Origin of the sequence: Hymenobacter volaticus, from assembly GCF_022921055.1 — a bacterium.
GTDB lineage: Bacteria > Bacteroidota > Bacteroidia > Cytophagales > Hymenobacteraceae > Hymenobacter > Hymenobacter volaticus.
Genome location: NZ_CP095061.1, coordinates 1,065,852 through 1,092,063, shown reverse-complemented (window position 1 = coordinate 1,092,063; position 26,212 = coordinate 1,065,852). Strand labels below are relative to the sequence as shown.

General features: G+C 48.6%; 21 protein-coding genes, 1 tRNA gene and 3 pseudogenes. 4 read left to right on the top strand and 21 right to left on the bottom strand.

Annotated elements, in window-relative coordinates:
* Positions 1 to 57 precede the first annotated feature (57 nt).
* From MUN86_RS32255 to asnB, 17 genes and pseudogenes are all read right to left on the bottom strand, one after another.
* Positions 58 to 417, bottom strand: coding sequence for an acyltransferase (locus MUN86_RS32255; protein ID WP_375379490.1), 360 nt, complete (start codon positions 415 to 417; stop codon positions 58 to 60).
* Between the two features lie 313 nt (positions 418 to 730).
* Entirely contained in the window at positions 731 to 1,648 is a 918-nt protein-coding gene (locus MUN86_RS04765; RefSeq protein WP_245122387.1) for a nucleotide-diphospho-sugar transferase, read from the bottom strand.
* 31 nt (positions 1,649 to 1,679) lie between these two features.
* Entirely contained in the window at positions 1,680 to 2,501 is an 822-nt protein-coding gene (locus tag MUN86_RS04760; protein ID WP_245122384.1) for an alpha-1,2-fucosyltransferase, read from the bottom strand.
* Positions 2,502 to 2,508: 7 nt separating this feature from the next.
* Positions 2,509 to 3,792, bottom strand: coding sequence for an ABC transporter ATP-binding protein (locus MUN86_RS04755; RefSeq protein WP_245122382.1), 1,284 nt, complete (start codon positions 3,790 to 3,792; stop codon positions 2,509 to 2,511).
* A gap of 74 nt (positions 3,793 to 3,866) precedes the next feature.
* Positions 3,867 to 4,130 carry an ABC transporter permease gene (locus MUN86_RS32755; RefSeq protein ID WP_502592240.1) on the bottom strand — a complete coding sequence of 88 codons (264 nt, stop codon included), beginning with the start codon at positions 4,128 to 4,130 and terminating at the stop codon, positions 3,867 to 3,869.
* Between the two features lie 44 nt (positions 4,131 to 4,174).
* Complete coding sequence (locus MUN86_RS04750; protein ID WP_375379466.1) at positions 4,175 to 4,765, bottom strand: ABC transporter permease; 591 nt, start codon at positions 4,763 to 4,765, stop codon at positions 4,175 to 4,177.
* Between the two features lie 179 nt (positions 4,766 to 4,944).
* Positions 4,945 to 5,879 (bottom strand): annotated as a pseudogene (locus MUN86_RS04745) (GDP-L-fucose synthase family protein).
* Between the two features lie 76 nt (positions 5,880 to 5,955).
* Positions 5,956 to 6,438, bottom strand: a complete 483-nt coding sequence (locus MUN86_RS04740; protein ID WP_245122380.1) for a hypothetical protein — start codon at positions 6,436 to 6,438, stop codon at positions 5,956 to 5,958.
* The gene (locus MUN86_RS04735; protein WP_245122378.1) at positions 6,423 to 6,938 is read right to left on the bottom strand and encodes a glycosyltransferase; all 516 of its coding nucleotides are present in this window, start codon (positions 6,936 to 6,938) and stop codon (positions 6,423 to 6,425) included. Before MUN86_RS04735 ends, MUN86_RS04740 begins: the two co-directional genes overlap by 16 nt.
* Positions 6,939 to 6,948: 10 nt before the next feature.
* Entirely contained in the window at positions 6,949 to 7,950 is a 1,002-nt protein-coding gene (locus tag MUN86_RS04730) for an STELLO glycosyltransferase family protein (RefSeq protein WP_245122375.1), read from the bottom strand.
* A gap of 509 nt (positions 7,951 to 8,459) precedes the next feature.
* The gene (locus MUN86_RS04725; RefSeq protein ID WP_245122372.1) at positions 8,460 to 9,569 is read right to left on the bottom strand and encodes a DegT/DnrJ/EryC1/StrS family aminotransferase; all 1,110 of its coding nucleotides are present in this window, start codon (positions 9,567 to 9,569) and stop codon (positions 8,460 to 8,462) included.
* Between the two features lie 185 nt (positions 9,570 to 9,754).
* Complete coding sequence (locus tag MUN86_RS04720) at positions 9,755 to 10,705, bottom strand: glycosyltransferase family 2 protein (protein ID WP_245122369.1); 951 nt, start codon at positions 10,703 to 10,705, stop codon at positions 9,755 to 9,757.
* A gap of 38 nt (positions 10,706 to 10,743) precedes the next feature.
* Positions 10,744 to 11,622, bottom strand: coding sequence for a GNAT family protein (locus MUN86_RS04715; protein WP_245122367.1), 879 nt, complete (start codon positions 11,620 to 11,622; stop codon positions 10,744 to 10,746).
* Between the two features lie 59 nt (positions 11,623 to 11,681).
* Positions 11,682 to 12,085, bottom strand: a pseudogene (locus MUN86_RS32245) (sugar 3,4-ketoisomerase).
* Between the two features lie 6 nt (positions 12,086 to 12,091).
* A pseudogene (locus MUN86_RS04710) lies at positions 12,092 to 13,035 on the bottom strand (UDP-glucuronic acid decarboxylase family protein).
* 62 nt (positions 13,036 to 13,097) lie between these two features.
* Entirely contained in the window at positions 13,098 to 14,456 is a 1,359-nt protein-coding gene (locus MUN86_RS04705) for a UDP-glucose dehydrogenase family protein (RefSeq protein WP_245122364.1), read from the bottom strand.
* Between the two features lie 27 nt (positions 14,457 to 14,483).
* Positions 14,484 to 16,421, bottom strand: a complete 1,938-nt coding sequence (gene asnB, locus MUN86_RS04700; protein WP_245122361.1) for an asparagine synthase (glutamine-hydrolyzing) — start codon at positions 16,419 to 16,421, stop codon at positions 14,484 to 14,486.
* Between the two features lie 126 nt (positions 16,422 to 16,547).
* On the opposite strand from asnB, the gene MUN86_RS04695 reads away from it, so the two are divergent.
* On the top strand, positions 16,548 to 17,048 hold the full coding sequence (locus MUN86_RS04695) for an acyl-CoA-binding protein (RefSeq protein ID WP_245122360.1): 501 nt from the start codon (positions 16,548 to 16,550) through the stop codon (positions 17,046 to 17,048).
* A gap of 201 nt (positions 17,049 to 17,249) precedes the next feature.
* A complete protein-coding gene (locus tag MUN86_RS04690; protein ID WP_245122357.1) occupies positions 17,250 to 19,220 on the top strand; it encodes a peptidylprolyl isomerase in 1,971 nt (656 codons plus the stop codon).
* Positions 19,221 to 19,281: 61 nt separating this feature from the next.
* Here MUN86_RS04690 and MUN86_RS04685 read toward each other — a convergent pair whose 3' ends face one another.
* Positions 19,282 to 19,623 carry a cupin domain-containing protein gene (locus tag MUN86_RS04685; RefSeq protein ID WP_245122354.1) on the bottom strand — a complete coding sequence of 114 codons (342 nt, stop codon included), beginning with the start codon at positions 19,621 to 19,623 and terminating at the stop codon, positions 19,282 to 19,284.
* 218 nt (positions 19,624 to 19,841) lie between these two features.
* Here MUN86_RS04685 and MUN86_RS04680 point away from each other — a divergent pair, with 218 nt between their 5' ends.
* The gene (locus MUN86_RS04680) at positions 19,842 to 20,681 is read left to right on the top strand and encodes a serine O-acetyltransferase (RefSeq protein ID WP_245122352.1); all 840 of its coding nucleotides are present in this window, start codon (positions 19,842 to 19,844) and stop codon (positions 20,679 to 20,681) included.
* 143 nt (positions 20,682 to 20,824) lie between these two features.
* Positions 20,825 to 21,700, top strand: coding sequence for a cysteine synthase A (gene cysK, locus MUN86_RS04675; RefSeq protein ID WP_280640597.1), 876 nt, complete (start codon positions 20,825 to 20,827; stop codon positions 21,698 to 21,700).
* Positions 21,701 to 21,843: 143 nt separating this feature from the next.
* On the opposite strand, the gene MUN86_RS04670 is transcribed toward cysK, so the two are convergent.
* The 3 genes from MUN86_RS04670 to MUN86_RS04660 all read right to left on the bottom strand — a co-directional run bounded on the left by MUN86_RS04670 (position 21,844) and on the right by MUN86_RS04660 (position 26,159).
* A tRNA-Ala gene (locus tag MUN86_RS04670) sits at positions 21,844 to 21,917 on the bottom strand.
* A gap of 258 nt (positions 21,918 to 22,175) precedes the next feature.
* Complete coding sequence (locus MUN86_RS04665; RefSeq protein WP_245122349.1) at positions 22,176 to 22,712, bottom strand: hypothetical protein; 537 nt, start codon at positions 22,710 to 22,712, stop codon at positions 22,176 to 22,178.
* Positions 22,713 to 22,748: 36 nt separating this feature from the next.
* Positions 22,749 to 26,159 carry a TonB-dependent receptor gene (locus MUN86_RS04660; protein WP_245122347.1) on the bottom strand — a complete coding sequence of 1,137 codons (3,411 nt, stop codon included), beginning with the start codon at positions 26,157 to 26,159 and terminating at the stop codon, positions 22,749 to 22,751.
* Between the last annotated feature and the right edge of the window lie 53 nt (positions 26,160 to 26,212).

Genomic DNA, 26,212 nt, shown 5'->3' with positions numbered 1-26,212 from the left:
TTGCAATCCATGATCTTAAAATTTAAAGGTCAAATGACTCAGTAGACAAAACTTTATTCAACTAACGTATTTTATAAATTTAGCAGGATTACCTGCCACTATCGCAAAATCAGGAACATCTTTTGTAACAACACTTCCGGCACCAACAATCGCACCTTCGCCAATTGTAACTCCTTTTAAAATGATAACGTTAAAACCAATCCAAGCTTTATCCTTTATTATTACTGGAGCAGTTTTGACAACGCTCCAATCTTTATAAGTGCCTATCTTATTTTCATCTAAACCCCTCTTCCAATCTAACACATCATTTTTACGCTCGTACCAATTAGTAGAATGAGCATTATTATCTAATATAGTGCACCCCCACGATAGTAAAACGTCATTCCCGATTTCAACCCGATCTGTACAAATGACCATCGTATTGCTGCCAATTGAAGTTCTATTTCCTACTTTAATAAATCCTTTTCCATTTTCGAATATAAACTGATTATTAATAATACAATCCTGTCCTATTTCTAGAAATAAGCGGGTAAGAGATTTATTTCGTATCTCTAAGCTTCTATTCGCATCAAATTGTGTTCCAGTACTTACTTTATAAAACCTACTCAAATCAACCGTAGGATTCGAAGTACCATATCCTAAGACTCTACGAATCACTTTTTTTATCAGAGGCTTCATACAAATTACATCGCAAAATTTAGACTCTTAATTTTTATATACTGCGTAATTATCATTTTACTAATTCCTTTAGTCGATACAAAAATTTTACATAACTAGTCTCTAATGTTCTTCTACCCATCGCTAGTGACATATAAAATGAATCTGCTTTCTCATCGATATCAGAATGCTTAAGATAAATTATATTATTAATAGGCTTATTTACTAAATATTTATACCAATAGGGCGCAAAAAAAGTATGTGTTCCATCTGAGTTGAACCCTAAATTTTGAATCAAATTATATTGAGGAGTAACACATACAGCATTAAATTTTAATAAAGAGTAAAACCATTGGTAATCCCATGTATCAATTACGCCACCTTTTACTTTTTTAAACTCGTTTAAAAAATAAGCTACATCCTCCTCATTTTTTAAAACCTTCTCTAATACTTCAACAATTGTACTCTCACTATCGGAGAAGAAACTATATGAATATTTCTCCCAAGATCTTTTCCAAGTGGCCCACCCCCAAATAGATGACATTCTAGAAAGGTAATAGCTTGCAGATCCCCTCTTTATACCACACTGCAAACTACTACCAGATATATGCATTACTTGATCTACACTTTCGTAATAATCAAGCATTTTCGCAGCAAAATCAAAGAAAGTACTTTCAGGCAAGCAATCATCTTCTAATATAATACCTTTATCAACATGAGAAAAAAACCATGTTATTGCTTCACTTATTGCTTTGCCAGTACCTAAGTTCTCATTTCTTAATAGAGTATATACTTCGCACTCCCAATCTATTCCACTCAATATTAATTCCCTCACTGCTTGGCACTTTGCTTCTTCACCCTCTTTATGAAGTCGTGGCCCATCAGCTGCCACAAAGAGCTGGCGCGGTTTAGCGGCACGGATTGCTTCAAATACTCTCTTTGCAGTATCATACCGATTGAATACCGTAAAAAGAACCGGAGTGTCAAGCATATGCGAAATATATTTTTTGACCCGTTTGAAATTAAAAAGAAACTTTCACAAAGTTACTGCTTATAATTCCAATAGGATATTCTTTTTTAACTTTGAAACCTATCCAAAATTCAGGCGCAAATACCTGCGTTTTTTTTTGATTCAATGCGGCTGCCCACCAAGCAAATGTACTGTTAGAAATTATCAATTTATCCGCATGCATTAATATTTGAAAATCTATAATTTCCTGATCTGATACAATTATTTTATTTTGTATGAATGATAATTTATCCTGAACAGCTTTTGCATCATCTGTTACCAAAACAACCTTGCAAGAGTTTATATTTGGTATCAGTTTTAAAGCATTTTCATAATATACTTCAGGTAGAACTAGATTAGTTCCTCCCAACAACTCATTACCCCATACTGCGTAGTCTCCTATTCGATAATGTAATACAACGACTTTTTCGTTTATATTTTCAAATATGAAGGAATATTTATCAAGGAATAGTTTCTCAAACTCAGGCTTTATTCTAAAAATATTAGACAATTCATACTTTATATTTTCAATATACTGAATAGACTGAAAATAACCATCATAATATGCGTTGTCAAGAAAGACAGGCACTTTATCGGCATCTTCGAATCCCGTTTGCCTTATTACTTTAAGTTGTTTAGCGAATATTCTTTTAAAAATTTTACGCAAGTACTTACCGTCAGTAATACTAATCGCAAAAAAATATTTTCTAACACTATCAAAAGCGCAACTATCATCAATTACATAAAAAGTTTTATACTTTCTACTTAAAGATACAGCGAAAGCATACTGGAATAATTGATTACCAAGTCGACCATTTAAACAAACGGCTACCATCCCTCGACTAAGTTAATTGTATATTATGATCGACTGCAACTAGTCCAAACCCACGAGGCATTACTCTACCACAATTAAAATAATCTCCCTCTTCCACTGGGAAGTCTGCCGCATTCATAATCCAATCGGCTTCATCCTCGTCAATTTTACAGTAAATACCCAAATTATAGTTACCCTCAAGTAAAGGCAAGTGTGGAATAGTTACGGAATACAGAGTGGCTTGGGCATTGATAGTCGTGTTTTCGCCCTGGTAAAAAGTCGTTAACATCGATACCGTGTTCTCGTGCTCATCCACGATAAGCAAATCGAACCGGACGCTATGTTCACGGGTATCTTTTATGTTGTTTTGAAATTCCAGCTTGATTGTAAGATTCTGGCCGGAAACGATGTTATACACTGGCTGGCTGTATTCATCAAAGAAGCGAATTGACGTGAATTTAATCAAGCCTGTTCCTTGGCGATCAGTTCGGCTACTCAGGTCTTTTTCGATGATGCTGCGCTGGAGCAGTGAATACTCTTGCAGCGTATCCCGGACGTTGCCTCCAAAAACTAATTGCCCATTTTTTAGCAGAACGCCAGAAGTGCACAGTTGCTGAATTGCAGCCATATTATGACTTACGAATAATACAGTACGCCCATCATTTACGCTCACATCCTTCATCCGCCCTAGGCACTTCTTCTGAAATTCAGCGTCACCTACTGCCAACACTTCATCAATAATCAGGATTTCCGGCTCTAAAAAGGCTGATACAGCGAAGGCCAGACGCACATACATGCCGCTACTGTAGCGTTTTACAGGCGTATCGATATAGCGCTCGACGCCAGAGAAATCTACAATCTCATCGAACTTACTGCGGATCTCGGTCTTAGTCATGCCCAAGATGGCACCGTTGAGGAAAATATTCTCACGGCCCGTCAACTCCGGATGAAACCCAGTCCCTACTTCCAGCAGCGAGGCTATACGGCCCTTAACTTTGATTTTTCCAGTAGTGGGTGTAGTAACTTTAGAAAGAAGCTTGAGAAGTGTTGATTTACCGGCTCCGTTGCGGCCGATAATACCGAGTACCTCACCCTGTTTAACTTCAAAGTTGACGTCTTTCAACGACCAGACGTAATCACTGTTACCCTTGGCGGTGCGGTCGTTGGTTTCACCAATTTTGGCGCCTGGGTCTTCTTTCCCGCGCATACGCGCCCACCAGCGGTTCAGGTCGTGGCTAATTGTGCCGGTTCCTACTTCACCAAGCCGGTAGAGTTTCCCTAGGTTCTCAACTTTTATTGCAATGTTGCTCATTAACAGTTCGGCTGCCAGTAATACAATTTGTTTCCGCGGTAATGCAGAAAATAAGTGCGACTGCGGTCAGCAGGCTATACAGTGTCCGTAAAGCTTTTTTGCACCTTGTTGAAAACGACGATACCGACGGCTAGCAAAACCAACGTAACGAATGCGCTGTATCCTAAGTGCAGCCAATTGAAGATACCGGCTCCGGTGAAAGCATAGCGGAAAGTTTCGACAATGGATGTCATAGGATTTGCCAGAATCCACAGTTGGTATTTAGCTGGCACCCCTGACAGAGGGTAAATAACTGGCGTAGCGTACATAAATAGTTGTACACCAAATATTAGGAGCATGGCCAAGTCACGGTACTTGGTAGTAAGGGCGCTGAAAATCATACCTAGCCCAATGAAAGCAGGCCCATGAGGATTATCAGCAGCGGTGTTACCGCTATCAGCCAGTTAGGATGAATACGGCTGTCAGTAACAAGGTAATACATCCACAAACCCAAAAATAAAGCTAGTTGAATACCAAAACGTACTAAGTTGGACAACACAATAGATAATGGCATGGTGAGACGTGGAAAGTACACCTTACCGAAAATAGCCGCATTAGTGGTGAATACCGTTGAAACCGAAGTAAGTGTTGTTGAAAAGTAATTCCAGACGGTAATACCCGTCATATAGAATAACAACTGTGGCAAACCATCAGTAGAGAGTTTCGCTACGTTGCCGAAAATGATAACATAGGTAAGTGTAGTGAGCAACGGCTGGATAAAAAACCAGATAGGTCCTAGCACAGTCTGCTTATAGGTGGAAACGAAGTCGCGCCGCACGAATAGCATTACCAAGTCACGATACCGCCATACTTCTCCCAACCGGAGGTCAAGCAGGTTGGTTTGGGGTTCAATAATTTCCGTCCACTCCCTATTCTCTACAGGCGAGGCAATCGGAAAGGATTCGAATTGGTTTACAGCTTCCGTAGTTTGCACAATGATCTTGGATAACGAAATTCAACAGGGAGCCTGAAAACAACAACGGCTACAACACAGCCTTCTCCTCCAACAGTCACAGCGGAAATACTAGTCTTTTAGGCTTTCGTAAAGGTAAGCCAACTGCAACAAACATCACGGTGCCAAGGACATTCAACTGCAGTCACTTCACAGCTATGCTACGCTGGCCGAGCCGTCTCGAAGGCATCAGCATAGACAGCGGCTACTCCTTCTTCGAGCCCAATAGTGGCCTTCCAACCTTTTTCAGCCAACTTACTTACATCCATCAGCTTGCGAGGAGTACCGTCGGGATAATCGGCATTGAAGCGAATAGTGCCTTTGTAGCCAACAGTACGCTGCACTAGCTCAGCCAACTCGCGGATACTGAGGTCGGTGCCAGTACCCACGTTCACGAGGCCAGGCTCGTTGTAGTTTTCCAGCAGGTAGAAGCAAGCATCAGCTAGATCATCGACGTGCAGAAACTCGCGGCGTGGGGTACCGGTACCCCATACTTCCACTTCAGGAGCTCCAGCCAACTTGGCTTCGTGAAACTTACGAATCAAGGCTGGCAGTACGTGTGAATTCTTGAGGTCGTAGTTGTCGTGGGCCCGTAGAGGTTGGTGGGCATAGCCGAAATGTAATTGCAGCCATATTGGCTCCTGTAGGCGTCGCACATTTTGATGCCAGCAATTTTTGCAATGGCGTACGGCTCGTTGGTGCTTTCCAGCTCGCCTGTTAGTAGCGCAGTTTCTTGTAAAGGCTGCGGCGCCATTTTCGGGTAGATGCAGGAGGAGCCCAGAAACAACAGTTTCTTCACGCCATTAAGGTAGCTGTGATGAATGACGTTGTTCTGTATCATTAGATTATCGTACAGAAATTCAGCCCGATAGATGTTGTTAGCGTTGATACCCCCTACTTTGGCGGCTGCCAGCACTACGTAATCCGGCTTCTCGGTAGCAAAAAAATCAGCTACAGCATCTTGGTCTCGCAAGTCTAACTCGGACGAAACGCGCGTCACAAAATTGTGGTAGCCTGCTTTTTCTAGGCGACGTAAGATGGCGGAGCCCACCATACCGCGGTGGCCGGCTACATAAATTTTTGCGTTCTGTTCCATAGGGTAAAGCTGGTTTTCTCGTCCGGCTACGCTGCAAACACTTGCAGTACACCAAATAGTTTGAGAAAGGTTGTTGTCAATTATTTTTCCACCAAGTTAAGTTCACCGGCGCGGCGGTACTTGCTAATGCAGCTGCTTGAGGCTGCAATGTCCGCACTAAGGTAGCGGGCAACAGTCCTTTCACGAGCGGATTGACAGTGGAACCCAAAATCATGCGCCGGGTACGCGGGCTGTAGCTCAGCAACCCAGGTAGCTTCGCCCAGGCAATAGGCCGAGCAGCTGCAGCATCGCGCTTAGACGTCCAGTTAATTTCCCAATACGTGTACAGGTTTCGACGCTCGTCAGCGGTAAGCTTAAATTGGGAGCCATAGACAGGATTCTGCTCGCAGCTTTCTACCATCTTCACCAAGTTAGGATACCATTTGGGAGAGGTAGCAGTCCGCTGATCAGGATGCAGCTGATAAGCGGCTAGCATATCAGGAATAGCATAACCGGGAGAAAAATGAGCCACTCGATACCATAAGTCGATGTCGGCACACATATCTACTTCGGTTCGCATACCCCGGTACGTTCTAGCACACTACGGCGTACAAACGTAGCATGCTGTGGCGGCACAAACTGAAACAAGATAGAATGCGGCGTTATTGGCCCAGTGAATGAGTTGGCATACTCTACTTTGTCGTGCAAGTCAATACCGTACTCGCCACCTGAGATAAAGCCGGCTTCGGGGTGATGCTGAAACGCTTCGGCCATACGCCGGAAAGCTCCTGGCAAGTAATAGTCGTCGCTGCTCTGTATGGCCAGGATTTCACCAGTAGCCTTCGCCAACCCCTTTGTTACGGCATCTACAAATCCCTTGTCGCGAGCCGACCACCAAATAAGCTGATCATCATACTTTTTCAGTATCTCCACCGTCTCGTCGGTCGAACCGCCGTCGGAAACGATAACCTGCACAATGCCCGGATAGTCTTGGCGCAGAATGCTAAGCAATGTACGCTCAATGAAACGGCCTTGATTCCAAGAAGGGATGATGATAGAAAGCGAGGGAAACTCTTGCATAACGGAATTACTACTTGGTCAACGCCTCTACATCGCCCAGCCACAAGTCAAGCAATTCGATTTCCTGCGCTGTCACAATATTTTCTTTGGCCAGTTCTGCATAAGCGCGGCGTAAGTTCTCACTTACAGTCACTGATTTGTCGATGGCACGCGTTACGGCGGCAATCACACGATTGGGATGCAGGTAGCACGGGATTTCGGATTCGAAATCCTTTACGTAGTCGTGCGGGTTACGCTCCTGTAGTACGGTGGCTTCGGTAAAGCCAAGCCGATAGCCATGCGCCCACAAAATAGGCTGAGCTACCAGACCACGTAGAATATCAGTGAAGCGAAATGTAACATAAGCGGGCAAATAGAGCAGCGGAAATAACTCGCGACGTACCGCCGTGTTTTGCGAATTGAAAGGACAGAATGTGCCTTCAGCTAATACAATCGGAGTACGCTTATCGAAAAACACTTCCGTGTTATCAACGAGCCGGTAGATGGCATCTACGTCCGGGTCGCTGTCAGCTAAGCCTTGCCAGATACCGATTTTCGCGGTTTCAGTAGTCAGCTCCTCTTCCTTCAGATTATGATCTTGATTGAGAATTAGGTCGAGAGGATAGCCGCGAGGCCAGATGTGGTGACTGGTGAAGTTCTTATAGATGTTGACAAAGCCTTTGTTGGCCGGCGAGGTTTCAAACGCACCTTCCATCGCCGGAAAGGTCCAGTCATCATAAGGAATGTTGTCGTCGTCGGTATCCACAATTACCTGTGCCCCTTGCTGAATGGCGTGCAAGTAGCCCATCATTTTACGGCCGTAGTGGTTGAAAGGCAGCTTGGAAGCCATCTTGAAACCCATAGCCTCTTGGTCAGCTACCGATAAATACACCACGTTTGGTTCACTCCAAGTAGCGGGTGACTTCTTGTCGCCAGCCACGACTAACTGATAATCTGGTAAGCTGGCAAATTTAGTAACAGCCTTGGTCGGGGCGAAAATGGAGGTGATAACGATGCTGGTAGTCGTACTCATGCAACTTGTTAAATGGGGTAAATAACCCGGCAATTCCGGCAGCGCAACAGCTAAATCAGTTCAACACGACTCCTTACAGGAGTAAATCGAAATTGCTTTGAAGTCGCAAAGGTAGATGATTTTCGGCAAGCAGATTTACTGCTTGTTTGTATTTAACCGGAAGCTATAATGATTAATTGCTCAGTATTGAGCCATGACAAGCCTTCACTATACCTTTCTCCACACGTTATGACCTAAGCAGATAGCTTCGCCTCCAAGCAAATGCCTTTTAGCCTAACCCTTTGACATATAGGCCCCAACATCACTATTCACCTCCTGACTCAACAAATTTGACAGCTTAAGCAATCGATATAGATTATCTTTTAAATTTTTAAACCTAGAACCAAACATATAGTCAATAGCACTTGCTTTGTGTTACTATTTTTAGGCAGTATGGCACTTAACAAGCAATAGACAATCCATGTAGTAGACAGATTGGCAAGCATCTCAGAGGCGCGCTTTTGCTACCCCTATTGATTTACGAAGAAGCTGTTCACAATACTTGCTACTTCGCTAACCTGTTCAGACTGCATACCAGGCCATAATGGAAGGCTCAAGCTGGTAGCAGCTAGCTCTTCAGCAATGGGGTAGGTCCCAAGATTCATATGCAGGTGTGCATATGCTTGCTGACGATGCGGTGGCACCGGATAATGAATGAGCGTGCCTACACCGTGCTTGGTTAAATGTTGCTGCAGAGCATCTCGAAATTGCGTACGCACCACATATAGATGGTACACATGGGTAGCTCCAACCTCAATAGCAGGCAAAATTAAGTCACCGAGGCCCCTCAGATGCTGATCATAGAGGCGCGCCACCTCTTGGCGCTGTTGGGTCCAAACAAGCAGGTGAGGTAGCTTCACGCTAAGTACTGCAGCTTGCAGCTCATCAAGACGGGAATTATGTCCAATCACCTCGTTGTAGTATTTCTGCTGCGAGCCGTAATTGCGTAAAATTCGTAGTTGATTTGCTAGTTCTTCACTGTTAGTTGTTATAGCACCAGCATCACCAAGGGCACCAAGATTTTTGCCGGGGTAGAAGCTGGTGCCATTAGCTGCCCCAAAGCTACCGGTAAGCCTTCCCTCCCACGCCGAACCTTGGGCCTGAGCATTATCTTCTACTACCCATAGTCCGTGGCGCTCAGCTATGGTCATAATTGGTCCCATAGCGCAAGCCTGACCATACAGGTGCACAGGCATAATGCCTTTTGTACGCGACGTTATAACTGCTTCGATGTAAGCAGGATCGAGATTATACGTAAAAGGATTAGGTTCTACAGGTACAGGGGTAGCTCCCACAAAAGATATTGCCAACCAAGTAGCAATGTAAGTGTTGCTAGGCACTATGACTTCGTCACCGGGGCCAACTTGCAACGCCTTCAGTGTCAAGTGCAAAGCATCTAGTCCATTGGCCACTCCTATGCAATGATTTACCTGATTGTAAAGGGCATAAGCGGCCTCAAAGACTCGGACTTCGTCCCCTAATATGTACCACTGCTTATCGTACACTGCAGCTATAGCCGCCAAAATCTCTTCCCGTAGCGGGTTGTGCTGAGGCGCAAAAGATAGGAAGGGAATGTGCATAATCGGTTTTCAACGATAAAAGAGTGCGAAACCAGCCTATTGCTTAGCTATACGCATGTGGGCATAGCTAGAATAACGATTAACGATCGCCCAGAAGCTTCGATGTAAGCAGTGTTTAAGTAATTGTAGACTCGATTCAATTGTTCTGCCCTTACCCTGTATAGCTTATTGGCCCGACGAGAGAGCTATTTTTCACTATGGTTGCTAGCGTCGTAGACTTGCTTAACCACGTAGAGAGGTCTGCTCCGAGCAGCATCCATGCCTCGCCATACATATTCGCCAATAATACCGAGCGCTATCATCTGGAAAGCAGATACAAATAGCACCACTACCATGAGCGTAGTCCAGCCAGCAGGGCCTTGGGGTGCAAAAACCCGCAGTCCTATTACGTACACACCATATAGCAAGGCCGTCACGCCCAATAGTAGCCCTACTACCGAAATAGCTCGAATAGGCGAAAAGGAGAAAGAAAGCAGCGAGTCGATAAATAGCTTAAGCTTTTTTTGCAGGGTCCAGCGCGACTTTCCTATTTCTCGTTTGCGGCGTACGTAAGGAATATTGACGTAGGAGTACCCCAACCAAACCATTAGGTAAAATATATTGCTGTTACGTTCCTGCATGCGCACAATCTCATCGCGCACCTGCCGATCGAAAAACACGAAATCAAATCCTCCGTCAGGAATATTGCGCAGCGCCATGTGCTTCATCAGCCAATGAAACAGTTGAGACATTCGCTTTGATAAGCCTGTCTCTTGCCGATCTTGCCGATTCCCAATAACAAGCTTGAAGCCCTGCTGCCAGTATTGGTACATCTGCACCATCAGTTCGGGCGGATCTTGCATATCGGCCGTAATAATAGCCATGCAGTCGCCACTTGCCTGCGCCATGCCTGCTACAATAGCATTGTAGGATCCTACATTTCCAACGAGCTCTACTACTTGAATACGGTCGGGATACTGTCGACGAGCTGTTAACAAAGCTTGTAGCGTTTGGTCGCGCGAGCCATCATCTACAAACACGTATTCAAACTCTATCCCCAGCGGAAATCGACTTTCATTAGCAATCAATTCCCGTACCGTTACAGGGATGTTGTCTTCATTGAAATAGCAGGGTACGATGACGGAAAGCTTGGGCATTGAGCTAAGATGGCGAGAAAACAGGCAAAAAACCGCTTTTAAGCAGGATGGTGACAAGCTAATATATGCGTAGTTCCTCCCAACCTGAAGCCGAGCTTTTCGCAGGTGCGAAATACCGCTCGGTTAGTAGCTTGAGTGGTCATAAGCACATAACGTGCTCCTCGTTCGCGGGCTCGATGTATAGTCTCGGACGCCAGTCGCTGATGCCAGCCCCGATTTTGCGGGCCCACGGCCGTCAGTACTACTTTTGATAAACCAACGCCTAATTTTGTCGAGTCAGCAGTAAGGTCGCTGATAGCTAGAAATGAATCAACTGCTACGCCCGGCTCGTTGGGTACAAGTACCGTGTCGCAATAGCCCTGCACAGCTGCGCTAGCGTACCGAGCCAAGAAAGCATCTGCGCGAACGTCGCCGAACCACGTATCAGCATGAAAACGGTCATACGGGTTGCGAGCCGCTGACGCAATCTGCCCTACGCTTTCCGCTTCTTCTATACGAGCCGCTCGCACTCCGTAACGCGGACCATTAAATTCCGCAACTTGATCATGGAAGAACTGCAAACGGGTTTCCACCAATCGCCAGCCACAAGTTGTAAGCGTTTGCAATAAGCGAGAATCCTCCGTTGGCACTTCACTAAAGCAATAATAGTTGCCTATAGCGCTCAACTCTCGTTGCCAGGCTTGTAATGCATCTGCGCACCCAATCATAGGCGCGGCCGGATCGAAAAGGGCTGTTTGCAATTTGAACATTGGAACACCAAAAAATTTGGTATCCCAAGGCAAGCTGTTATACAACAGTTGCACTTGCTGATTATGCGCTTGAAAAGTAGCTAAGTGCTCGTTTTGGCCCGACGGAAACCGCGCGAAACGTCCAGCACCAAACAATTCTGTTTGTTGCTGGAGAGGTATTTCGCGCAAAAAGTTATAAGGAGAGTAAAAGAGAAGTTTATGCGCCCTCCTTGCCAGCAGATCGGCATTTACGCCTTCCATATCTGCCGAAACTGGTCATGTTGACGGATGTAGTCTTTCTCGTCATAAAGCGATGAGGCCAGAACCAGTTGTACAGCCGAGTGCGAATACTGCATAGTATGCCATACGTTTGGGGGATGTATAATCCCACATATGGATCTTCAAGCCGGAATAGTTCTACGGTACCATCTGCTTGCTCGGCTGTAACAATAATGCGGCCGGCTACGGCCACTAGCACCTGTTCGGTGAAGTGATGCGCATGCCGGCCGCGTAGAACGCTCTCCGGCGTGTAATACGTCCAGAAAACTCGCTTTATGTCGAAAGGGATCTGCTCCGGATATTCTGCTATGGATATAAAGCCAATATCAGAAGCCCCCACCTTGGGAAACTCAATTAGGTAGGGAACCTTCATCTGCATTTATTTCACGTGTGCCTGAAAATACTCGAGGGTGCGGCGTAGGCCTTCAGCCCGGTCTACCTTCGGCTCCCAGCCGAGGATTTCTTTGGCTTTGGTGATGTCTGGCTTACGCTTCATGGGGTCGTTTTCGGGCAGGGGCCGGTAATCGGGCTTGAACTCGACCCCAGTGAGCCGGGCTATTTCTTCGCCAAACTCTTTGATAGTAATTTCCGCCGGATTGCCGATGTTAACGGGCAAATGATAATCGCTGAGCAACAGTCGGTAAATGCCCTCAACAAGATCATCTACATAGCAGAAGGAACGAGTTTGAGAACCATCACCGAATACAGTTAGAGCTTCGCCGCGCAGGGCTTGCGACAAAAATGCTGGCAACACACGGCCGTCGTTGAGACGCATGCGCGGGCCGTATGTATTGAAGATGCGAATGATGCGGGTTTCCAAACCGTGATGGTTGTGATAAGCCATGGTGATGGCCTCTTGGAAACGCTTAGCCTCATCGTAGCAGCCACGGGGACCAACTGGATTCACATTGCCGAAATACTCTTCTACCTGTGGGTGAATCTCCGGGTCGCCGTACACTTCCGAGGTGCTGGCAATCAGTACCCGGGCGCCTTTCACACGAGCTAACCCTAGCAGGTTATGCGTGCCTAAAGAGCCTACTTTCAGCGTTTGAATTGGAATCTTGAGGTAGTCGATGGGGACGCAGGCGAGGCGAAGTGCAGAATGTAATCCAACTTGCCAGGCACAAACACAAACTTCGATACATCCGCGTGGTGGAACTCGAAATCCTCACGACCAAATAAATGCTCGATGTTGGACAAGTCGCCAGTGATAAGGTTGTCCATGGCAATGACATGGTAACCTTCGGCCAAAAACCGGTCGCACAGGTGAGAACCTAAGAAGCCAGCTCCGCCGGTAATAAGTACACGTTTCTTGTCAGACATAGTAGTTGAAGCCGCAAGCAAAATGCTGCAAGCTTTATGAGGTGAAAGAAAAAGCTGGTCGCCTAATGTTTTTCGCTTGCCGCTGCTACGGGTTCCTTGTGGTCGGTGCGGATACCAATGCAATGGTAGGCAAAACCGATTTCTTTCATTTCCTGTGGATCGTAGATGTTACGACCGTCGAAAATAACCTTTTGCTTAAGGAGCTTACCAACTACTTCGAAGCTTGGTGAACGGAACTCTGGCCACTCGGTCACAACAAGTAATGCATCAGCATCAACAAGCGCTTCGAATTGATCTTTTGCATACTTAACCGTATCTCCTAACGAGTGCTTGGCTTCTGGTATGGCAACAGGATCATACACCGATACGGAGCAACCGTGTGCTAGCAACTTCTCGATAATAACCAATGAAGGAGCTTCTCGCATATCGTCCGTTTTGGGCTTGAACGATAACCCCCATACGGCGATTTTCCGGCCTTCCAGTTCACCGCCGAAATGCTTTTTCACTTTATCGAAAAGCACTTCTTTCTGGGCTTCGTTCACGCTCTCTACCGCCTGCAATACTTGCATCTGATAGCCATTTTCGGCAGCAGTCTTGATAAGCGCCTTTACGTCCTTCGGAAAACACGAACCGCCATATCCGATGCCTGGATAGATGAACTTAGTGCCAATTCGAGCATCAGAACCAATGCCTTTGCGCACCATGTTCACGTCAGCTCCCATGATTTCGCATAAGTTGGCAATATCGTTCATAAACGAAATCTTGGTTGCCAGCATAGAGTTAGCAGCATATTTCGTCATCTCAGCCGACGGGATATCCATGAAGATAATCGGGTGGCCATTGAGCAAGAAAGGCTTGTAAAGCTTGCTCATTACTTCCTCGGCTCGCTCCGATGAAACCCCTACCACAATACGGTCGGGCTTCAGGAAGTCATCAATGGCAGCGCCTTCCTTCAGGAATTCGGGATTGGATGCTACATCAAACTCGATATTAGCTCCGCGCTTCTCAAGCGCTTGCGTCAGTTCATTGTGAACTTTAGCAGCCGTGCCAACTGGTACGGTGCTTTTGGTTACCACAACCGTGTAACCGTTCATATTTTCACCGATACCGCGGGCTACTGCCAACACGTACTTTAAATCGGCAGAGCCATCTTCGCCTGGGGGAGTTCCTACGGCAATAAACGCCACATCGCAATCTTTGATGCCTTCGCCCAAGTTGGTAGTGAAGTGCAAGCGCCCCGCTGAAACGTTGCGCGTTACCATTTCTTCGAGGCCTGGTTCATAGATTGGCAGAATTCCCTGCTTGAGGTTATCAATCTTTTTTTGATCGATATCAATGCAGGTGACATCCATACCTACCTCGGCGAAACAAGTACCAGTTACCAAACCAACATAACCGGTGCCGACTACTGCTACTTTCATAAGGTGTGTGTGAGGCGAGAGAACAAATTATACAACGGAGTTGGCTACTTGTGGCACAGTGGCCATCATGTAGCGTTTCCACCAGTGTTGAAATACAATTAGAGCCCAAATGCGGGCGTGTACGTCGCCCGGGCTGCGAGAGAAAAGCTGTGTTTTCAATGCCCGGACTGCATTTACATCGAAGATACCTTGCGCCTCAACAAAGGCATCGGATAATAGGTCGTCTTCGATAAGAGGCCGAAGTTCACCGCGAAACCACTTCAGCAAAGGCACCTCGAACCCGTGTTTAGGGCGCTTATACAGCTCTTCGGGTAACATGGGGCGGAACGCATCTTGCACGATGCGCTTCTTCATATTCGCGTCTATTTTACTTTCGACGGGCAGGCTGAAAGCAAAACGCACTACGTTGGGGTCGAGGAAAGGCGGACGGACTTCCAACGAATTGGCCATGCTCATGAGGTCCACCTTGGTCAGCATGTCGTAAGGCAACACGAGTTGCATGTCGGTCAGCAATACCTCATTCAAGTCGCCCTGGGCATGCAGGTTTTCTAGAATGTCTTTGCGGCGCTTTTCAGCGAGCTTTTTGCCCACTTTACGGCGCGCGTCGGCGCTAAGCAAACCACGAGCATCGGCGGCTGAGGCAAAAGTAGCCCAATCCCAATACCGATCTTTGGGGCCACTAAGCATGCCCCGCGAAAACCGTTGAAACTGCCGCACCCGGTTACCAAAAAATGAATTGCGCGATTTGGGAAGTATCTCCCAAAGCAAGTTCAATCCTGTTACTGCCTCTGCTTTAAAGCCACCTTTGCGCACCTGGAACTCGCCCATGTGCTTGTTATAGCCAGCAAACATTTCGTCGGCACCGTCGCCGGATAAAGCAACGGTTGCCTTTTCACGAGTGCGTTTGCTGAGGATGTATACTGCCAGGGCTGATGAGTCGGCAAACGGCTCGTCAATGTAATCCAGCACCTCGAAAATATGTTCGTAGAGGTCCTGGTTGGAAAGCGAGAAAACCGTATGGTTGGTCTTGTACTTATCGGCAACTAGCTTGGCATACTTCGTTTCGTCGAAGAACGGCTCGTCGCGGTAGCCGATGCTGAACGTGTTCAGGTGTTCGGTATGCCGCGAAGCCAACGCGACAATCACACTTGAGTCGATGCCACCGCTTAGAAATGCGCCTAAGGGAACATCGGCTACTAAGCGGCGGGCAGTAGCATCATCTAGCAGGCTTACTAGCTTGCTTTGCTGCTGCTCGTAGCTGAGTTTGTTTTTCTCGACTTTTTTCGGGTCGTAGGGAATTTTATACCACCGTTTGCGCACTACTTTCTTCCCCTTGATATAGAGGTAGTGGCCGGGCAGTAGCTTTTTCACGCCCTTGAAAATAGTAGCTGGCCCCGGAATGTAGTTGAGCTGCAAATAGTGACTCAATGCTACATAGTCGAGCTTGCGCGGAATGCCTAGCGCCATCAGCGACTTCATCTCGGAGGCAAACATGAACTTGTCCTCGTCGCGGTACACGAGTACGGGCTTCTCCCCCATCCGGTCGCGGGCAATGAACAGCGAGTCTTCTTCTTTGTCGTAAATAGCCAAGCCGAAGAAGCCGTTCAGCTTTTTCAGGAACCCTCGTCCTTCAGTGATGTAAAGGCGAAGAATAACCTCGGTATCCGTCTGGGAGTGAAACTGGTACCCTTTGTTCATGAGCCGCTGCCGCAGCTCCCGGAAGTTGAAAATCTCCCCGTTGAAGACGATGGTGTACCGGCCCGACTCATCGGTCATCGGCTGGTTCCCATCGGCTGATAAATCGAGAATAGCGAGTCGCCGAAAACCAAGCCCACAACGGTCATACACGAAGTGTCCTTGCGAATCAGGCCCTCGGCTAATAATGGCGTCGGTAGATGCGGGCAGTCCAGCCAGCGCATTACGGCCTGTATCAGTGAAAGCGAATAGTCCAGTTATTCCACACATATGGTGGGTAAAAGTACGAAGTCTGAGGACTTGTTGAGTGAAAAAGTAGCAAGGCGGGCCTTGCAACCAAAGCTGGGCGAGCTTAGTACATAAGGTACTTTTCACTCTTCAGCCACCTCCTTTGTTATGAATCTTCAGGATAATCTAAATCTGCAACAGCAGTTTGAAGCGGCTGTATCGCGCGTAGACAACCTTCCCGGCGACAAAGCCGCTGCCCATATGAACGAATTGTATGGTCTTTACAAACAAGCAACTGAAGGTGACCACGACACCGAAAAAGACGTGGTAGGCGACGATACGCCGTCGAATCCTAGTGGCCCCAGCGGGATGTCGCAGGCGCAGTGGGACTCGTGGAGCAAGTTTAAAGGCATGAGCGAAGATGAAGCTCGCCAGGAGTACATAAACAAAGTGAACGAGCTAGCAGGTCCCGTAGGCGAAGCCACTTCGGTTATCACCGGCAACGGACAGCCTGCTACCGGTTCGCAAGTAAATACCACCGAAGAAAACAGCACTTTAGCGCAACAACCTAATACGGGTCCGGGCGTGTCGCAAGGCGGCTTGCGAGGTGATATTACAGCAGGTGCTCCGTATGGAGGCGAAGACCATCTGAAAGACGAACAAAATTAAGAAGTGCCCTAAACACGACTCGGCCCGCTGTATTAGATTAATGCAGCGGGCCGAGTCGTGTTTAGGGCACTATAAGTGCTGTTCAAGCAAGGGCATTCTGTGGTTGTGTTGGTAAACCACTAGTTAGATCCTGAATAGGTATGTCACTATTGGCTGCTGGATTTTGGCTATTTTGGGCGAGCCATGATTCTATGTACTCGTTTGAATAAGTTAGCCAGCTTAGTTTGTTGGACTAGCTTGCTGGCTGCACTAGCAGCTTGCACCACTTCTTCGCCGAAAACTGCTGCGCTTACAGCACAAGCTGCCGCCAATCCGTTTGATGATGCCACGTTGCGCGCTATTACAACCGCTCAGGACGAGCGTAACACGGCAGCATTACTACCTTACCTGGCTAATGCTGACGTACGTTATCGGCGGGCAGCGGCGTTGGCATTGGCTTCGGTACAAGACAAAGCAGCCACTGCTAGTTTGCAGCCTTTGCTTGCCGATGCCGACCCAAGTGTTAGACGAGCCACAGCGTATGCATTAGGCCAAACGGGCGATTCAACGGCAGTAGCCCCACTTGTTGCGCGGCTTACCTCGTCTTCCTCTGCTCCTACCGATCAGCGTTATCTGTTTGAAGCCTTAGGCCGTTGCGTCACCACTACTTCTTTGCGGCAACTTGTCCGAGGTTTTTCTGGTACTGATACGGCTTCTGTGGCCGGACAGGCTTGGGCCCTACTCCGAGCCGGCAACCGAGGCGTTACTTCCGAAGCGGCAGTGGCTCGAGCAGTAGCCTTGCTCGACCAACAAATGCCGCTGGCGGCTCGGCAAGGTGCTGCCTTTACCTTGGCTCGTACCCCGCGCCTCGACCTCACTGCGTATCAAACAGCCCTGACAACTGCTACCACCGACCGTGATGCGGTGGTTCGGGCAGCGGCAACTACGGCATTAGGTAAAGTCAAAAGCCCTACCATAGCTTCCACGCTCGTCGGCTTAGCCCGTCGTGATTCCGACTACCGGGTGCGGGTAAGTGCACTGCGGGCCATGAACGCTACTATGTACGCGCCAGTGAAGGAGGCAGCGTGGGAAGCTATATCTGACCCGAGCAACCAGGTGGCGTTAACGGCAGCCGAATTTTTCCTGAATCATGCCAGCGGCGAACCAGGTGTACTGTTTCTAGAAAAAGCCAATAAGCTTAACAACTGGCGTGTGCGGGCTACGTTGTTGGCCACAGCGCTCAAACTTGGCGGCACCGAGCGGGGAGCTATCCGGACGGCGGTGCAACAGCGCTATGCTGCCGCTACCGATCCGTACGAGAAAGCATATTTGCTGAAGGCTTTAGGTGAGGATCCAGCGGCCTATGAATTTATAGAGCAAGCTACGTTTGCCAGCGGACAACCGCTGGTAGTTGGTTCTTATGGGATGGAGGCGCTGGTAGCGATGCGCCGCCTGCCCGATTTCCCAGAAGCGCAACAAGCTGCCTTTGCTCTTACGATACGCCGGGCCATGGGTAGCGGCGACGTTACCATCATGAGTACCGCCGCCGAGGCCCTACGTGACCCTAAGCTAAACTTACGGCAGTTACTGCCCGACACAACTTTCATAGTTGCCGCCCGCGACAAGTTGGTACTGCCCCGCGACCTGGAAGCCTGGTTGGCGCTGCAACAAACCCTTGATTACCTCCAGAATAAACCTACCACTCCGGCGCCCGTAGCCACTGCTGCTAGCCACCCCATCAATTGGGCTGTGGTGCGCTCTGTTCCAGTTCAGCAGCAGGTGTTAATAAGCACGACAAAGGGCGAGGTTCTTATGCAATTGCACGTGGCCGACGCGCCGGGCTCGGTGGCTAGCTTCGTGGAACTGGTGCGCCAAGGGTTCTATAATGGCAAGACCTTCCATAGAGTAGTACCCAACTTTGTCGCGCAAGGTGGCTGCCCGCGGGGTGACGGCTCGGGTAGCACCAATTACAATCTGCGCTCGGAATTCGGGGATTTGCGTTACGGGGAAGGAGCAGTAGGACTAGCCTCGGCCGGCAAAGACACTGAAAGCTGCCAATGGTTTATCACGCACACGCCTACTCCCCACCTCGACGGCCGCTACACTATTTTTGCTCAAGTAGTGAAAGGTATGGATGTCGTACACCGCCTCGATATTGGCGACAAAATAGTGCGCGTGGAGTTAGTAAAATAAAAGGGGGTTCAACCGCACTGTTGTGCGGTTGAACCCCCTTTTGCGTGGTGCACTGTTCTAGTTAGTGTCCGTCGCGGCCGTGTGCTTGGGCTGGCGGCGTAGTGGCTTCAACAGCCGAGAAAGTTTCCAGGATTTTGTAGGTGTGCGCAGCACCTTTGGGTACCACCCACGAATTACCGGGTTCTAGCAATACCATCTGGCCTTCTGAATGAAGTTCGGCTCTTCCTTTCAGCACATACCCAACTGTTTCGTAAGGACGGCTAACTGGTTCTTTTGACTCGCCTGGCTCTTCATCTTCCCACAAGCGCATGGCTACATGAATGCCGGAGGCCAAATACTTTTCGCCTTCCGCACCTTTCGGTGAATTCGTGGAATCAATTTTCGTAATGGTGGTATCGGCCATGTTAATCTAGCGTAAGTGAGTGTACGAATGAATGCAGCGCCTTCATTGGAAGACTGACTTTCTAACGCAGACTGCTCGGTTGCGGTTACTACGTTTTATGGGTTGAACTTTCCGTGTTGTTGCTAGTTGAGAGCTGTTGCAGAAGTGGTGCGCGTTTCTTTCGGCTCCTTTTCTTAGCGCAAGCGTAAATCAAGATTGCTGGTTCTGCCTGTTTTTCTATGTCCTTTTCTTCTGATACTCCTTTTGTGCGGGCTCTAGCGCGGGCACACCAGCAGGTAGCCACGCCCTTACCAGGTCCTGCTTTTTGCCAGCTCGCCGAGTTACTACTCGAATTACTGTTTCCCGAGCGAGCCAGCCAGCCGCTGCTCCGTCCGGATGCCATAGCTGCTACGCTAAGCCAATTTCAAACTGATTTAGCTTCGCTGCTCGCCCGCGTATCCATGCCCGACACGCCCGCAGCCGTAGCCGCCGCTTTTATGGCTGGCTTACCCTCCTTGCGCGAACAACTCTTGCGCGATGCTGCCGCTGTTTTGGCTGCCGACCCGGCGGCGCAGGGCATTGAGGAGGTCATTGCTACATATCCAGGCTTCTATGCTACGGCCATGCACCGAGTGGCCCATGCCTTGCATCTGCTGCATGTGCCCAGGGTTCCGCGCCTGATCAGTGAGCATGCGCACCAACTTACTGGAGTCGATATCCACCCTGGCGCGCGCATCGGTTCCTCGTTTTGCATTGACCACGGCACTGGTATTGTCATTGGAGAAACCACCGTTATTGGTGCTCACGTGAAGATATATCAAGGCGTAACGCTCGGGGCCCTGAGTGTCAGCAAAGAATTGCAGGGCATCAAGCGTCATCCTACCATTGAAGACAATGTAGTCTTATATGCTGGAGCCACCATTTTAGGCGGCAACACAGTAATTGGCCGCTATAGTATCATCGGCGGCAACGTCTGGCTTACGGAGAGTGTCCCTTCTCACTCACGCGTGTATCACCGGGCTCAAATCCACGTCACGCGTAGTGAGGACCCTACTGCCGACCTGACCTTCTCGATTTAGAAACCTGTACTTGCCAAGAATAGAGAATTCACCATTTTTAGTGTGAATCCTTAACGCTCTTCTCTTACCTACTACTCTCACCTTCTTACATACTCTCAGATGAAAGCCCAATCCATTCTGGATACCATAGGCAACACCCCCTATTGCGCCTCAACAAACTCTTTGCCCACCGCCCCGATGTGGAAGTGTGGGTGAAGCTGGAACGCGCTAACCCCGGCGGTAGCATCAAAGACCGCATTGCTTTGAGCATGATTGAACAAGCGGAGCAAGACGGCATCCTAACACCAGACAGCCTCATTGTGGAGCCAACCTCTGGAAATACCGGCGTAGGCTTAGCCATGGTAGCAGCTGTAAAAGGCTATAAGCTGACGTTGGTAATGCCCGAATCTATGTCGATAGAGCGGCGGCGACTGATGGCAGCCTACGGCGCCAATTTGGAACTGACGCCCCGTGAAAAAGGCATGAAAGGCGCCATCGAAAAAGCGCACGAAATAGTGCGGGATACGCCCGGCGCTTGGATGCCCATGCAATTCGAAAACCCAGCCAACATCAAAGTACACGCCGAAACAACTGCACAGGAGATTCTGCGCGATGCGCCCGAAGGCTTCGATTATCACATAACCGGGGTAGGTACGGGTGGCCACATCACAGCCGTTACGGAAGTGCTTAAGCCGCTTTTCCCGAACATGAAGACATTTGCCGTCGAGCCGGAACTCTCGCCGGTTATCAGTGGCGGTGCGCCTGGTCCCCACCCCATCCAAGGTATCGGAGCTGGCTTTATTCCAGCCAACCTGCACCGCGAGGTTCTTGATGGCACCATTCAGGTAAGCCAGCAAGAAGCCTTTGATATGACTCGGCGCGCTGCTCGCGAGGAAGGTATATTCATAGGCGTCTCTTCAGGAGCTTCATTAGCTGCTGTGGCCAAGAAGTTGGACGAAGTACCTCAGGGCGGTCGAGTACTCACCTTCTGCTATGATACGGGCGAACGGTACTTATCCGTAGAGGGCCTTTTTGTGTAGCCTACGAGATAGATCAGTAACAAAAAAGCTGCCTCTGGAATCAGGGGCAGCTTTTTTATTAATACAAGTTCCTTTCGAGAGGAAACAAGTACAAAGGCAGAAAACAAAAAAGCCTAACCGTGTAGGTCAGGCTTTTCAAGGAGTGGAGAATATCGGAGTCGAACCGATGACCTCTTGCATGCCATGCAAGCGCTCTAGCCAGCTGAGCTAATCCCCCGTTTTGGAAACCTCATTCGCCTGTTGCGTTTGAGTGGGACAAAAGTACGGGTAGATATCTATTTGACAAGGTAAAAGACTTTTTTTTTCTAATGGAATGGCGCAATGTGCATGAAGTCAGCTACAAAAAAAGTGATACCGTAGCTTCTAACGCTACAATGCGGTTCATGACTTTGCAGATATAAAAGAAAAACGCCTGCTGTCATCCGACAGCAGGCGTTTAAGACAGCCCTAAGGTGATAGGTCAGCTACTTAGTTATTAAAAAGTGTAAGCAGCTACATTACTCTCTAACGTGGTGGTAAAGAAACCACCAGTGGCTGTGGCAGTACGCGAGAAGTTACTTCCCTGGTGAGTAGCGGTTGCTTTGCTTGCTCCATTGATTACAATCGAAGCAGTTAGACGCTGTGAGTTGTTGCGGCGACCAGGGCGGTTACTTGTTCTCAACACCAGACGAATACCTGTACTTGGCGTATTCTCTGTTACCGTCAGGTTGGTAGCAACACTGAAAGGCTGTGGATTTGAGAAGTCGGTAGTAGTAAACGCGGGAGTGCTAGTTGCCGTGATGGGCGGATAGCTAAGCGTGCCGTCTGTATTGACAGTTGGGGTCAGCACGTACACGTCCAGCCGGGGGTTTTGCAGTGTTGTGTCACCGGCAATTGTGCTGGCTGTCCTAGCATAGGTTACCGTTACCGTTTGGGCCGTGCGGGTTGCACGGGTAGGAGCCGGGTCAGTGCTGATTTCAGAGCAGGAAGCTAAACTAATACCTGCTAGAACAGCGAAAAATATATTTTTCATACTACAAGAGTGATTACGGATTCAGAGTGGCTAGCCTTAGTTGAAGGTGTAGCGCAAGCCCAGTTGGATGCGGTAGCGCGCTGATTCCGTTGTAATGTAACGGTTCGTCACGTTCAGCGTCTGCACATTGGTAGTAGTCGTACCGTCGGGGAATACCGTGCGCGAGTTCACAATAGGGTTGAAGTTGAACCGTGGCTGGCCACTAGCTTGATCGTAGTCTACAAACGATAATGGCGAGTTACGCTGCTGGGTTTGGCCTACACCCCAGTTAGAGTTGATAAGATTACCAATGTTGAATACGTCAAGGCTGAACTGCAGCGAATTGCGGTTTTTACCGATGTTGGTGAACACGTCTTGCAGCAAGCGAGCATCTACAAATGCAACCCATGGCAACACGGCGCCATTACGCTCGGCGATTTGGCCGCGGTGCTGGCTCAGATAATCGTCTTGATTGATGTAGTTGTTCAGATCAACCCACTGCTGGTCAGCTGTGTAGATGGTCTGCTGAGGAGTGCCGCTGAACAGAGTCAGGTTAGTGAGGTTGATTTCGTCTCTAGTACGCGGGATATACATCAAGTCGTTGTTACCCACGTTGTCACCGTTCATGTCACCGTTATACACGTAAGAGAAGCGACCATTCGGACCTAAGTCGAGGAAACCCGAGATAGTAGTAGCCAAGTGGCCCAGATACTCTTTGCGATATGAAAGCGACGCTACTACACGATGCTGACGTAGGAATTCAGAGTAGCCCAGCTTGTTGGCGTTAGGATCATCGGAAATAGGACGAGCAGACCACAAAGAGAAAGGAGTTGATCCTCCGATGCTTACATCCTGTGAATTGGTGTAGGTGTAAGCCAAGCTAGCGGAAACGCTATTGCTGAACGTTTTTTGCAACTGACCAGTAGCACTGTAAGAGTAGCCTTTGTTGGTATTGCGCATCACAATAGCACCATCGGAACTTACAATTTTAGGACTTACCTGGAACGAACGAGTGTTCAACGCGTTGGGCAGACGGTAGAGTGGACGAGTGTCGGCGCCAGCTGCACGGGCCTGCGGGTTAGGGAGGTTCACGTTATCGAAGTACACAGCATTGATGTCCTTCGTGAAAATACCGTCCAAAGTGAACACTACGTCGCCGGGCAGACGCTGGTCGATGCCGATGTTAGTACGCCATACCTGTGGGAACTTGAAGCCACGCTCAGTTACAGCCAGGTTGTAGGTAGCAGGCAGCGTAGTTTGATTGATATTGGCAGCGGGTGGCAAGTAACCAGGCGTAGTATTGAATGCTACATTACCGCCACTATACACCCCACCCAACAAACCGTTGTTACTGGCCTGGTTGGATATCCAAACGAATGGCACACGGCCAGTGAATATACCAGTACCACCGCGTAGCTGCGTTTTGCCGTCGTTGTTTACATCCCAGTTAAAACCGATACGGGGCGAGAACATCACTGATGTTTTCTGTACCTGATCAGTCAAGATTTGGTAATTGTCGCGGAAGCTGATGCTAGCGGCGTCTTCGTTACGCTGCAAATCACTCAGAATGATAGGAATATCAACGCGCAAACCGGTAGTTACCTTCATGTTTGGCATTACGTTCCACTCGTCTTGCGCATAGAATCCGAGCTGAGCAGCTTTGGTTTCGGCAAGCGGATAGCCTAAGCCAGGGTTGCCGTCGTTGATGTTCAGAGGGTAGCGTACGGTGTAATTGTTAGTAGCCGAGGCCACGGGGCCACCATCACGGGGAGTAAGGGCCAGTGTGGTAGCGTTGTAGGTATATCCTGCGGAGCTATAAAAGTCCGACAATGAGTTAAAACGGTAACGGCCATACAGGTCGGGAGCGAAACCGTTAGCGAATTTGTAGTACTCATTATAAGTACCCAGCGTGAAGGTGTGGTTACCTACCGTCTTGCTAATGTTGTCCGACAATTGGTAGATATCCGAATTCAGCACGTTGAGTGGCGTGAAAAGCTCATAGCCGAACGAGGTGAATTCGTTACCATTGGCACCAGGGCCATTGGCGTTATACAGAATGTCAACGAATGGGAAGGGAGAACCACCCAACGACGAGCGGAAGTCGCGCTGGGCCGTGAAGCCCGCCTGAAGCTGATTGGAGATACCACCAGCAAGGGTGGAGTTCAACTCGGCAATAAACGAGTTCAGGTTGTTGTTGATGCGGTAATACGATGCCAAGAAAGGCAGTGTGTTGGTCGACAAGCTACGGCCACCCGTTACCGTTGGCGAGCCAGAGTTGGATGGCGGTACGTCGCGGTATGACTTGAGGTAGTTGTACTTGATGGAAAAGGTATTGGTAGCATTAATGTTCCAATCAATCTTAGCCGTGATTTTATCAGAGTTCTGCTTCAGCTGATACCCCTCGTAAGGACCAGGATTGTACCCATAAGTAGTTTGCAAGAAGTTCGATAGCACGTCGAGTTCAGAGGCGTTAGCTGCCGAAGTGTTACTACCCGGGCCAGGGGCTGGCAAACCTGGACGGTTAGCCACGAATGTGCCTGGTGGGTCGTCGCGGCGCTCACCTTCCACACTTACGAAATAGAAAAGCTTGTCTTTGATGATAGGCCCACCGACCCGAGCTCCAAGCTGATTGAGCGTAAATTCGGGGAACGGCTGATTGACGTCACGTACTTTGTCGCCTACCAAGTTGTTGGAACGACGGAAACCGTACACGGAAGCCGATACTTCGTTGGTACCCGAACGGGTAATAGCGTTGATACCAGCCCCTGTGAATGATCCTTGACGAACGTCGAAGGGAGCTATGCTCACTTGTATTTCCTGGATAGCGTCCAAAGAAATAGGCTGCGCGTTGGCTTGACCACCTACTGTGCCGCTCAAACCGAAAGAGTTATTGAAGATAGCACCATCGATAGTAACGTTGTTGAAGTTACCATTTCGTCCACCGAAGCTTGTGCCCGTACCCGACGCCTGTGGCGTGAGGCGAGTAAAATCCTGAAATGAGCGGCTCAACGATGGCAAGCGCTCAATTTGCTCGCGCTGTACGCTAGTAGCAGCACCTGTACGACCCGAGTTGATAACCGGGTCACGACGACCAGAAACGGTTACTTCGCTCAACTGCTGAGTGGATTCGCTCAGGTTAATGTCTAAGCGCTGGTTTTGACCAAGCGTTAGGAATATGTTTTCACGTGTAACGTCCTGATAGCCTACGAAAGTGATGCGAACGGTGTAAGGACCACCAACGCGCATATTTTGGATGTTGAAACGCCCTTCTGAGTTGGTAGGCGCTACATATTGAGTGTTAGTAGGAGTATGAACCGCAATAACGGTGGCCCCTGGTAAGCCTGCACCCTCCTTATCGGTAATCACGCCGTTCATGGCCGAGGTTGTAGCACCCTGCGACCAGCCCTGCTGTATCGACAAGACTGCCATAAGCAGTAAAAGAAGATGACGATAATAGGTGTTTCTCATGAAAAATGGGATTGATGAAAACTGGGCACAAAAGTACCTACCCCGTCAGTTTA

Excerpts from the sequence above, each read along its gene's own strand:
- MUN86_RS32255 (WP_375379490.1), bottom strand. The coding sequence starts at position 417 with ATGGTCATTTGTACAGATCGGGTTGAAATCGGGAATGACGTTTTACTA.
- MUN86_RS04765 (WP_245122387.1), bottom strand. The coding sequence starts at position 1,648 with ATGCTTGACACTCCGGTTCTTTTTACGGTATTCAATCGGTATGATACT.
- MUN86_RS04760 (WP_245122384.1), bottom strand. The coding sequence starts at position 2,501 with ATGGTAGCCGTTTGTTTAAATGGTCGACTTGGTAATCAATTATTCCAG.
- MUN86_RS04755 (WP_245122382.1), bottom strand. The coding sequence starts at position 3,792 with ATGAGCAACATTGCAATAAAAGTTGAGAACCTAGGGAAACTCTACCGG.
- MUN86_RS32755 (WP_502592240.1), bottom strand. The coding sequence starts at position 4,130 with ATGCTCCTAATATTTGGTGTACAACTATTTATGTACGCTACGCCAGTT.
- MUN86_RS04740 (WP_245122380.1), bottom strand. The coding sequence starts at position 6,438 with ATGCGAACCGAAGTAGATATGTGTGCCGACATCGACTTATGGTATCGA.
- MUN86_RS04735 (WP_245122378.1), bottom strand. The coding sequence starts at position 6,938 with ATGCAAGAGTTTCCCTCGCTTTCTATCATCATCCCTTCTTGGAATCAA.
- MUN86_RS04730 (WP_245122375.1), bottom strand. The coding sequence starts at position 7,950 with ATGAGTACGACTACCAGCATCGTTATCACCTCCATTTTCGCCCCGACC.
- MUN86_RS04725 (WP_245122372.1), bottom strand. The coding sequence starts at position 9,569 with ATGCACATTCCCTTCCTATCTTTTGCGCCTCAGCACAACCCGCTACGG.
- MUN86_RS04720 (WP_245122369.1), bottom strand. The coding sequence starts at position 10,705 with ATGCCCAAGCTTTCCGTCATCGTACCCTGCTATTTCAATGAAGACAAC.
- MUN86_RS04705 (WP_245122364.1), bottom strand. The coding sequence starts at position 14,456 with ATGAAAGTAGCAGTAGTCGGCACCGGTTATGTTGGTTTGGTAACTGGT.
- asnB (WP_245122361.1), bottom strand. The coding sequence starts at position 16,421 with ATGTGTGGAATAACTGGACTATTCGCTTTCACTGATACAGGCCGTAAT.
- MUN86_RS04695 (WP_245122360.1), top strand. The coding sequence starts at position 16,548 with ATGAATCTTCAGGATAATCTAAATCTGCAACAGCAGTTTGAAGCGGCT.
- MUN86_RS04685 (WP_245122354.1), bottom strand. The coding sequence starts at position 19,623 with ATGGCCGATACCACCATTACGAAAATTGATTCCACGAATTCACCGAAA.
- MUN86_RS04680 (WP_245122352.1), top strand. The coding sequence starts at position 19,842 with ATGTCCTTTTCTTCTGATACTCCTTTTGTGCGGGCTCTAGCGCGGGCA.
- MUN86_RS04665 (WP_245122349.1), bottom strand. The coding sequence starts at position 22,712 with ATGAAAAATATATTTTTCGCTGTTCTAGCAGGTATTAGTTTAGCTTCC.
- MUN86_RS04660 (WP_245122347.1), bottom strand. The coding sequence starts at position 26,159 with ATGAGAAACACCTATTATCGTCATCTTCTTTTACTGCTTATGGCAGTC.